Origin of the sequence: Streptomyces sp. URMC 124 (assembly GCF_051386455.1) — a bacterium.
GTDB lineage: Bacteria > Actinomycetota > Actinomycetes > Streptomycetales > Streptomycetaceae > Streptomyces.
Map to the genome: position 1 here is coordinate 1 of NZ_JBPQTS010000590.1, position 246 is coordinate 246.

Genomic DNA, 246 nt, shown 5'->3' on the forward strand with positions numbered 1-246 from the left:
GTTGTCTACTGTGAGACTAAGGCTGTTAAATCCCGGAATGACATACGTGGTTACCGGTTCATTGACGCGGGTAATGACGAGCGCCACCGCTCCTTCAGAAAAGTTGTTGACGGTTATGGTGGCTGGATCGCCTCCTGTCAGGTTTTCATAATAGGATTTACCGACCTGCGGCGCCAGATTGAATATTTGTTCCGGAAGCAATATAGCCATTGGAGTTCCCCCCTCTCCTATTGGATGCTACAGTTT

The 246-nt window shown here is 48.8% G+C and carries 1 protein-coding gene; it reads right to left on the reverse strand.

The window, feature by feature from the left end; genetic code table 11:
• A partial coding sequence (locus ACSNOG_RS33800; protein WP_436756487.1) for a hypothetical protein occupies positions 1 to 210 on the reverse strand: 210 nt, incomplete at its 3' end.
• Positions 211 to 246: the final 36 nt, after the last annotated feature.